6 protein-coding genes are annotated in these 7,686 nt (G+C 57.2%); 5 read left to right on the top strand and 1 reads right to left on the bottom strand.

The features are described from left to right. Positions 1–300: 300 nt before the first annotated feature. Positions 301–1,323 carry a hypothetical protein gene (locus H9627_RS06535; RefSeq protein WP_191733196.1) on the bottom strand — a complete coding sequence of 341 codons (1,023 nt, stop codon included), beginning with the start codon at positions 1,321–1,323 and terminating at the stop codon, positions 301–303. Between the two features lie 869 nt (positions 1,324–2,192). Here H9627_RS06535 and H9627_RS06530 point away from each other — a divergent pair. The 5 genes from H9627_RS06530 to H9627_RS06510 all read left to right on the top strand — a co-directional run bounded on the left by H9627_RS06530 (position 2,193) and on the right by H9627_RS06510 (position 7,686). Next, positions 2,193–2,951 carry a hypothetical protein gene (locus tag H9627_RS06530; protein WP_225213536.1) on the top strand — a complete coding sequence of 253 codons (759 nt, stop codon included), beginning with the start codon at positions 2,193–2,195 and terminating at the stop codon, positions 2,949–2,951. After that, a complete protein-coding gene (locus H9627_RS06525; RefSeq protein ID WP_191733194.1) occupies positions 2,935–4,422 on the top strand; it encodes an SLC13 family permease in 1,488 nt (495 codons plus the stop codon). Before H9627_RS06530 ends, H9627_RS06525 begins: the two co-directional genes overlap by 17 nt. A gap of 22 nt (positions 4,423–4,444) precedes the next feature. Continuing rightward, complete coding sequence (locus H9627_RS06520; RefSeq protein ID WP_191733193.1) at positions 4,445–5,665, top strand: glycerate kinase family protein; 1,221 nt, start codon at positions 4,445–4,447, stop codon at positions 5,663–5,665. Between the two features lie 83 nt (positions 5,666–5,748). Then, positions 5,749–6,165 carry a hypothetical protein gene (locus H9627_RS06515; protein WP_191733192.1) on the top strand — a complete coding sequence of 139 codons (417 nt, stop codon included), beginning with the start codon at positions 5,749–5,751 and terminating at the stop codon, positions 6,163–6,165. Between the two features lie 108 nt (positions 6,166–6,273). After that, positions 6,274–7,686 (top strand): sensor histidine kinase, encoded by a 1,413-nt coding sequence (locus H9627_RS06510; RefSeq protein ID WP_225213535.1) that lies wholly within the window; start codon positions 6,274–6,276, stop codon positions 7,684–7,686.

Raw genomic sequence — 7,686 nt, 5'->3', positions numbered from 1 at the left:
ACCTGCGGTGGTCGCCTCATGTGTTCATGGGGTCCCTCACCGGCAGTTACAGATACACCACGCTAATGGACTCCACCAGTGTTGTATCTTCCTTTCGAGAAAAACAAGCAGGACGACAGCCTCAAAACCGGCACGAACCCACTACTGCTGCACAAAGCATTTTTCGATCAGGTGCGATAGTGAAGACACGCTCTGCAAAACTGCGGCTCTGGGATGGTTACGTCCGATAGCGTGATGCACAGTGCGGTTGAGACAGGACGGGGTGCCTCAGGCAGTGACATAAAAGGCCCATTATCGGTCTCAGCCGGACGTGTTCTCATCTGTAGAGTCCATCCGAAGCCGCTTTCGTGGCGCTCTCATCGCATCAATGAAAATTTTGTCTGTGGCAGCCTCCAAGCGATCTACTGCACTACGTCCTTGGGCTTGAAGTACCCGGGGCTTAAAATCAAACCCACTGTCACTTGGATCAAGATCTGGAGGAATGGCACCCGTAAGAGCTATGCCCTTGAGAAGGGTTGGGATAGCGATATCTGCCACGTAACGTCGCAATGCTTCTATTTCTCTCACAGGAACAACCCAAGTTCCTGGAGCTCCCGGCCGCTCCACCAGGATCGTAGTGCTCGCGTCTAGCTCAATACGAGGTCCCTTTGGGAAGGATCCCAACACCGAGCCGGAATCTAGACTCCGAAGCCCACGGTCTTGCTCCCAGAGTGAGGTGTGAGAGGTCAAGATATTCGACTTAACCACCCCGAGCCGAAGCTGCCGGTGCTTGTCATCGTTTGAATACCCTTGAAGCAACGCGAGCGGATGCCGCAAGTCTGGCTCTTCACCAATCAGTGCTGCGAACCTATCTGATATCGAAGGTATGAGTTGAGTGACATCGTTAAAGGGTTGAAGCTTTTCAAGACGGTCAGCCAGGTCACTAGGGCCACTTAGGATCTCTAGATTATTGTTCTTGCGTCTTTTGCGCCATTGGCCGAACTTATCCTCACTATGACATATAGGGAACTCAACGTTCAAAGCCTGATGAAAAGACAGTCGTCCGACGTGCTTCTCAGCCAAATGCCACACCGTGTTATCCAGACTCGCTCGAAGATGATTAATGGCTTCACTGAAAAGCAATGGGATTATAGGGGGCATCGGCCGAATACTGACAACCACAATGTCCACTTTTGAATCACTAATTTCTCTTTCGACAAGTTCCAGCGGCTCGCTCTTCGACCACTCTAGGGTCAGGTTTCCAATATCGAAGGCCGCTTGGTCAGCTCGTGCAAGTCGATAAGCAACTGAATGAAGCTCCTCTGGAAGCCAATCGAGTCTCATAGTTTATCCCCCATCTGTGCTCTTAACTTCCGGTTACGGAGTGTGCCTAGATCGCAAATATCCAGCCCGGTTGACACAACCCTAGTGGGGTGTACATAGATTGGATTTTAGTCCTTGATCCGGGCACACCCGACTTCACGTCGAACGCTAATGCCATCTATCTGGCCTGCGGTCTCTCGGGGCACTCATGTGAGTGTGGTGGCCGGATGAAGATTCAGTCCACTGTCCATCCCATGGAATTTTTCACGGAACTCGATGGAATCAGGGGTGGAATTCCGCAGGGAAACCTATGCTGACCGGGGTTTCCCAAAACCGTCGCAGGCTGGAAGGTTATGTACCTTCCAGCCTGCTTTTTCGTGCTCCCCCGCAGCGCCCCACCAGTTTTCCGCTTCTGCCCCACCACCTCTGAGACCCGTGGAGAGACAACCCCCGCGTGAGGTAGCCATCTTGGGCTGCCATGAGCATTTCCCATGCTGTCCTGCTAAATCGCGGGGTCCATTACCCGGTGAGCACAGTATCCACCCGTAGAAGCTCCCTCAAAAATGTCATCACGAAGATGAAGAAATCCTCATTTTCATCTCATGGAGGATTCATCATGGGCCGCGATCATGGTTCTTACAGCGCCACACCGGTGTTGTTGAACGTGTTGTTGAACGTAAAGAGAGAATTCCCCCATGATCAAGCCCAATGGCATCAGATTAATCCCTGCCGTTCTCATTGCAGGGCTGACACTGGTGTTTTTCGCTGTGGTTCTGCACGCTGCGTTGATCGCCCGGGTTCATCATCAGGCCAGGGTGGATGTGCAATCCACCGTGCGGGATTTTGTTCAATTCTCAGGTTCCCAGGAAGCAGATTCTGCGCATTCGCTCTTGGCTGAGTTTATTGAGCAGCATCCCATCAGCACCGATGAAGCGCTGGTGGGCATCACCCCGGGGCAGTTGATTCAGTCCGACTGGGCTGAACAGCCCCTCGATTACGGAGATGCCCTCGTCGTGGCCGCCACGGACAATCCGGAGGCTGCCGGAGTTGTGGAGAAAACGGAGGGTCCCATCTACTGGGCTTCGGTAGAAATCGAGGCAACTGATTCTTCCCTGCTCATTGCCCGGTTCACCGGCATGGATATCCGCCATACCCAGCGTCTCATCCGGATGGTGGTGTCACTTGTGGTAGCGGGTGTCACGGTGGTGGGAATGTTGTGGTGGTTTTTTCCCAAGGCTCAGCGCACCCCTCAGCTGGTGGAGGGGAATGTGAGCATGGTGGGGAAAAGCATCGGGGAACATTCTGGTCTGGAGCTGTCTCTTCCATCGGATCCACGGGTCATCCTGCGGGTGGATGTCTCAGCACTGGGCACAGCGCTGAAGGCTGCCGCTGATTTCTGCCGGGGCACCGCAGCCGGCATGAGCATCCGGGACCGCACCGTCACCCTGTGGTTGCATTCCCCGGACACCCAGCTCACCTCACATCAGCTCAATACAACTTTCAGCGCTCGTGAAATGCGCCCGGTGCTCGCTGCCAGCCAGCAACACGGTGCTGTGGCCTGGGTGGAATCCGCTCCCCGGTCAGGATGCACCATCGGCATTGATCTGCCCATCCATCAGGACAGGAGAAACAATGCGTACCAGCACTGATGGCTTCATCGGTCCCAGATACCGTGTCTATGCCACCAGGCCGGGGTCAACGTCACGCATCCGCAAGGTGATGCCCATTGTCAGTGCCCTGTCCATCCCCATGATCTGGTTTATGACCCTGCCGGAGACTTCTGAAACAGCAGGTGCTGCCATGAGCTCTGATGCCCGGGTGACTCTGGTGGTCTTCGCTGTTGCGGTGTGGCTGTGGGTATTTTCCGCTGTATCAGACACTTTCGTAGCACTCAGTGCGGCGAGCGTGTTGGTGTTGTTGGGAATTATCAGCGCAGATGCACTATTTTCCCCATTGGGTAGCGAAACAATCTGGTTGCTGATCGGCGCTTTCATTATCTCCTCCGCGGTGACCAGATCCGGGCTGGCTATTCGGGTGGCTGTGCGGATCAGTGTGGGGATATCCTCACCGCGAATCCTCGTCCACGTCCTCACCTTTGTCACGGTGCTCACGGCTTTTGTTGTTCCTGCCACGAGTGGTCGTGCTGCATTGATCCTGCCTGTCTTCCTGGCTTTCTCCGCTGTGCTACCTGCATGGCTGTTGCGGGTGCTGGCCATTACGCTCCCCAGCGTGGTGCTGTTTTCCGCGGTGGCATCATTGATCGGCGCTGGTGCCCATCTGATCACAGAGCAGATTCTGCTCGACCAGGGTTTGGAGGGGTTCAGTTTCACACGCTGGTTATTACTGGGCCTACCTTTCGCCCTGTTCAGCTCCCACCTTGCGGCCGAGATCATTCTGCTGGCGCTTTCCGACGACAAGCAGCGCGCCCAGCAGCTGGTGATCACCGAGAAGGCACTCAACCGGGGCAAAGCCCAGGAGCCCATCGGCGCAAAGGAACTCCGTTCCCTGCTCGTGCTGGGAGGGGTGGTCATTTTATGGTTCACAGAGTCCATCCACCATATTCCTCCGGCCATGGTGGCGGTACTCGGTGCGCTGCTGGCTGCCTCCCCATATATCGGAACGGTGGATCTAGCTGAAGCTGTCCGCAAGATCCCCTGGTCATTGTTGTTATTCATGGCGGCGACCATCGCCATCAGCCAGGCCCTGACGGAATCCGGCGCGGTAGAGATCCTGACCTCATCGCTGCTTCAAGGACTCAATGGCACCATGTTTGTGCTGGTGGTCATTGTCGTCTCCGCTGCTGCACACCTGGTCATCCAGTCCCGGTCTGCCCGCTCAGCTGTCCTGATTCCCATCGTGGTGGCGCTCGCCCCGGTGGTGGGGGTGAATCCCGTGGCTGCAGCGTTCATCTCCACCGCCGCCGCTGGATTTTGTCATACCCTGCCGGCCTCAGCGAAACCCCTGGCGATTTTCCGCGGGGATGACACCAGCACCCAACAGCACTTCGATCCCTCAGACCTGGCCCGCATGTCACTGCTCATGGCCCCAATGTTCATCACGGTGACCGCTGTGTTCGCCTTCTACATCTGGCCGGCCCTCGGCCTTCCCCTCTTCACCTAAACCCAAATCAAGGAGCATTCCCATGACTCTCTACCTGCCAGAACGTATTCTTGTCGCCCCTTCAGGCTTCAAGGAGTCCCTGTCTGCCGTGGAAGTTTCCGATTCCATTGCAGCCGGTGTGCGCCGCGTCCTTCCCGGCGTGCGTGTGGATACCTTCCCCGTCCCAGATGGGGGTGAAGGCACCCTGGAAATCCTCAATTCCCGTTCCGGAACTCTCCTGCATACCGAGCAGGTGATAGGCCCGGTCGGAAAGGAAGTCACTGCCCAGTGGTTGGAATATGTCGATGAGGGCGTCGGTGTCATCGAAATGGCCCAGGCGGCCGGACTCAGCCTGGTGCCCCGTGATCAGCGCGATCCCACCGCCACCACCACCTACGGAGTGGGGCAACTCATCGCCCGCATGTTGGATCACGGCATCAACCACATCATCATCGGCTGTGGTGATTCCGGAACCTCGGATGGTGGTGCCGGAGCGCTCAGCGCGCTCGGTGCCCGAATCCTGGATGATTCCGGTGCCGAGGTAACCCCGGGTGGTAGAGGCTTGAGCGCTGCAGTGAAAATTGATACCACGAAGCTTCACCCGAAGCTGATTGATGCCTCCCTCACCCTGGCCTGCAATATCCATAATGTTCTCACTGGGAAAAATGGGGTCGCCGCTGTATTCGGACCGCAGAAGGGGGCCACGAAGAAGCAGGTCAAGCAACTGTCCAGAGCGCTGGAGCAGTGGGCCACTCTGCTGGACCACACCTTCTCCCCGGCAGCGGACCTCCGCCGTGGTCCCGGTTCCGGTGCATCCGGTGGGCTCGGGGCAGGATTGATGGCCCTGGGGGCAGTGGCCCGGGACCGTTTCGATGTCCTGCTCTCGGACCTTCCCACCCCTACCGATCTTGATGGTCTCATCAGCACTTCTGATCTCATCATCACCGCCGAGGGGGCCATTGATTTCCAAACACCCCGGGGCAAGGTACCCGCCGAGGTGGCACGGCGTGCACGCGTCACCGGAGTTCCGGTCCTGGCGTTGGCCGGTTCGCTGGGCAAGGGAGCGCCCCAGGTACACGATGTAGGTATCGGTGCCATCCAATCCATCATGACTGTTCCCATGGCCATGGAGGATGCAGTCCGCGATGGAAGCGAACTCCTGACCGATGCTGCCGAACGCGCAATCCGCCTGCTCATGCTCGGTTGTGCCGTCTCCGGAAGACGCGAGGATCATATCCGTTCCCACTTTCAGTCAGCCGCCTGAGTCACCATGAAAACTTTCATCCCCATTTCATCTTCAGCGTCAAAGATGGAAGTAGATTAAAAAACCCAAGGGAGAACACCATCATGAAGTCACTTCCGCGCTTCGCTCCGCTCATCGCTATCCTGGCGCTGCTCGTGCTTGTCGCTATCGGTGGATCGGCACTGGCCAACAACACCTCAGCACCCGAGGTGGATGCGGAGATGGCCACCGTGCGGCTGAACACCAGCAGTGACCAGAGCACTCCGCCAGATCAGCCGTCTTCGCAGCCGATGATATCAACCGCGGCACCGGAGCCGGATACACAGCGCCCGGCCCAGGTCCCAGCGCCATCCCCTGACACCGCCCCAATCCCAGCTCAGGTACCACCGCCGGCCTCCAATCCCGTACCGGCACCTGTTCCCCAGGTACCGCTGAATTATCAGTACTGGGATGATGGGGATGATGACGACTGGGACGACTACGATGATGACGATTGGGACGATGATTGGGATGATGACTAAACCCATGCGCCACGCCTCTTCCCCCTGCCCCACCATGTTCCCCGGATGAGCAGATTCAGGCTCCTCCACAATTCGCCAGCATCCCTTCGCTGGCGAATTGTTTTCTGGATGACCGCGGTTGTGTTCACCACGCTGACCAGCGTCGTGGTGATCACCCGTTCTGTGCTGCTCTCTGATGTCGTCGCTGTGGCCAATTCGGCTGTTGAACAGGAAATCGGTGAATTTCGTCGTTTTGCTGATGAGGGTACGGACCCCACCACAGCCACCCCCTTCCATTCCCCGCAGCGATTGATTGAGGTGTATCTCTCCCGGCAGATTCCGGATGACAATGAAGCCATCGTGGGTATCTTCTCCGATCAACTGATCCAGGTGGATTTCTCCCAGCTCAGTGGGCCACACCCGGAACCGCTGACCTATAACGAACCCCTCGTTGAGAAGGTCCTCGCATCCTCATCCCATTCCGGGGTCTTTGATGATCCGGTCCGTGGCAGGGCCTATTGGGGACGGGTGGCCTTTGAAACAGCTCCCGGTACTACGGATGGGCATTTCATCGTCGCCTATTTCACAGAACCTGGCGAAACAGCCGTCAAGAAGCAGGTCAGGGTCCTGTCGTTCGTCGGTGCCGGAGGCGTGTTGGCTTCCGTGCTGATTGCCTGGTTGATTGCCGGGCAGATCATTGCCCCCATCAGGCGGGTCAGTAAGGTGGCTTCAACGATTTCCAATTCTGACCTGACCCGGCGCGTGCCGGTGGAGGGTAACGATGAGATTGCGCAGTTGGCCAGTACGTTCAATGAGATGTTGGATCGTTTGGAGACGGCGTACAACGATCAGCGTCAGTTTGTTGATGATGCAGGTCATGAATTGCGGACACCGATCACGGTGGTGCGTGGTCAATTGGAGTTGCTGGAGAGTTCGCCACCTGAGGAGCGGGCACGGTCAATTGAGTTGGCCACCACGGAGTTGGATCGGATGGCACGGATGGTGAATGATCTGTTGACCCTGGCGGTGGCGGATTCCGGTGAGTTCCTGCATGTGGCGCCCGTGGATGTTACGGAGTTGACCATTGATATTGAGGATAAGGCACGCACCATCAATGATCGGGTGATGTTGGTGGATGCTGCCGAGGGTGTGGTGGTGCTGGATGAGCAGCGGGTCACGGAGGCGATTCTGGAGCTCTATGGCAATGCGCTGCGCTATTCGGAGGGGCCGGTGGCCATTGGTTCTGATTTCCAGGGTTCTGGGGTTCAGCGGGTGTTCCGGATCTGGGTGCGCGACAGTGGTCCGGGTGTGGAGAAGGATGCACAGGAGACACTGTTCAGTAGATTCTCCCGCGGTAGGCAGGCTGATCCCCGGCATCCGAACCGGCCGAAGGGCGCGGGTCTGGGTTTGTCCATTGTGAAAGCGATTGGCGATGCCCATGGTGGGCGTGCCTATGTTGAGTCCACGGTTGGTCTGGGATCGATCTTCGGTCTGGAGATCCCCGCCCCGGACACAGCAGATGTAGAAAAGACGGAGGAGTAG

It is taken from the genome of Corynebacterium gallinarum (assembly GCF_014837045.1).
Classification (GTDB): domain Bacteria; phylum Actinomycetota; class Actinomycetes; order Mycobacteriales; family Mycobacteriaceae; genus Corynebacterium; species Corynebacterium gallinarum.
The sequence above is the reverse complement of the archived record's forward strand: the minus strand, read 5'-3'. Positions and strand labels throughout refer to the sequence as shown.

Excerpts from the sequence above, each read along its gene's own strand:
- H9627_RS06535 (WP_191733196.1), bottom strand. The coding sequence starts at position 1,323 with ATGAGACTCGATTGGCTTCCAGAGGAGCTTCATTCAGTTGCTTATCGA.
- H9627_RS06525 (WP_191733194.1), top strand. The coding sequence starts at position 2,935 with ATGCGTACCAGCACTGATGGCTTCATCGGTCCCAGATACCGTGTCTAT.
- H9627_RS06520 (WP_191733193.1), top strand. The coding sequence starts at position 4,445 with ATGACTCTCTACCTGCCAGAACGTATTCTTGTCGCCCCTTCAGGCTTC.
- H9627_RS06515 (WP_191733192.1), top strand. The coding sequence starts at position 5,749 with ATGAAGTCACTTCCGCGCTTCGCTCCGCTCATCGCTATCCTGGCGCTG.
- H9627_RS06510 (WP_225213535.1), top strand. The coding sequence starts at position 6,274 with ATGACCGCGGTTGTGTTCACCACGCTGACCAGCGTCGTGGTGATCACC.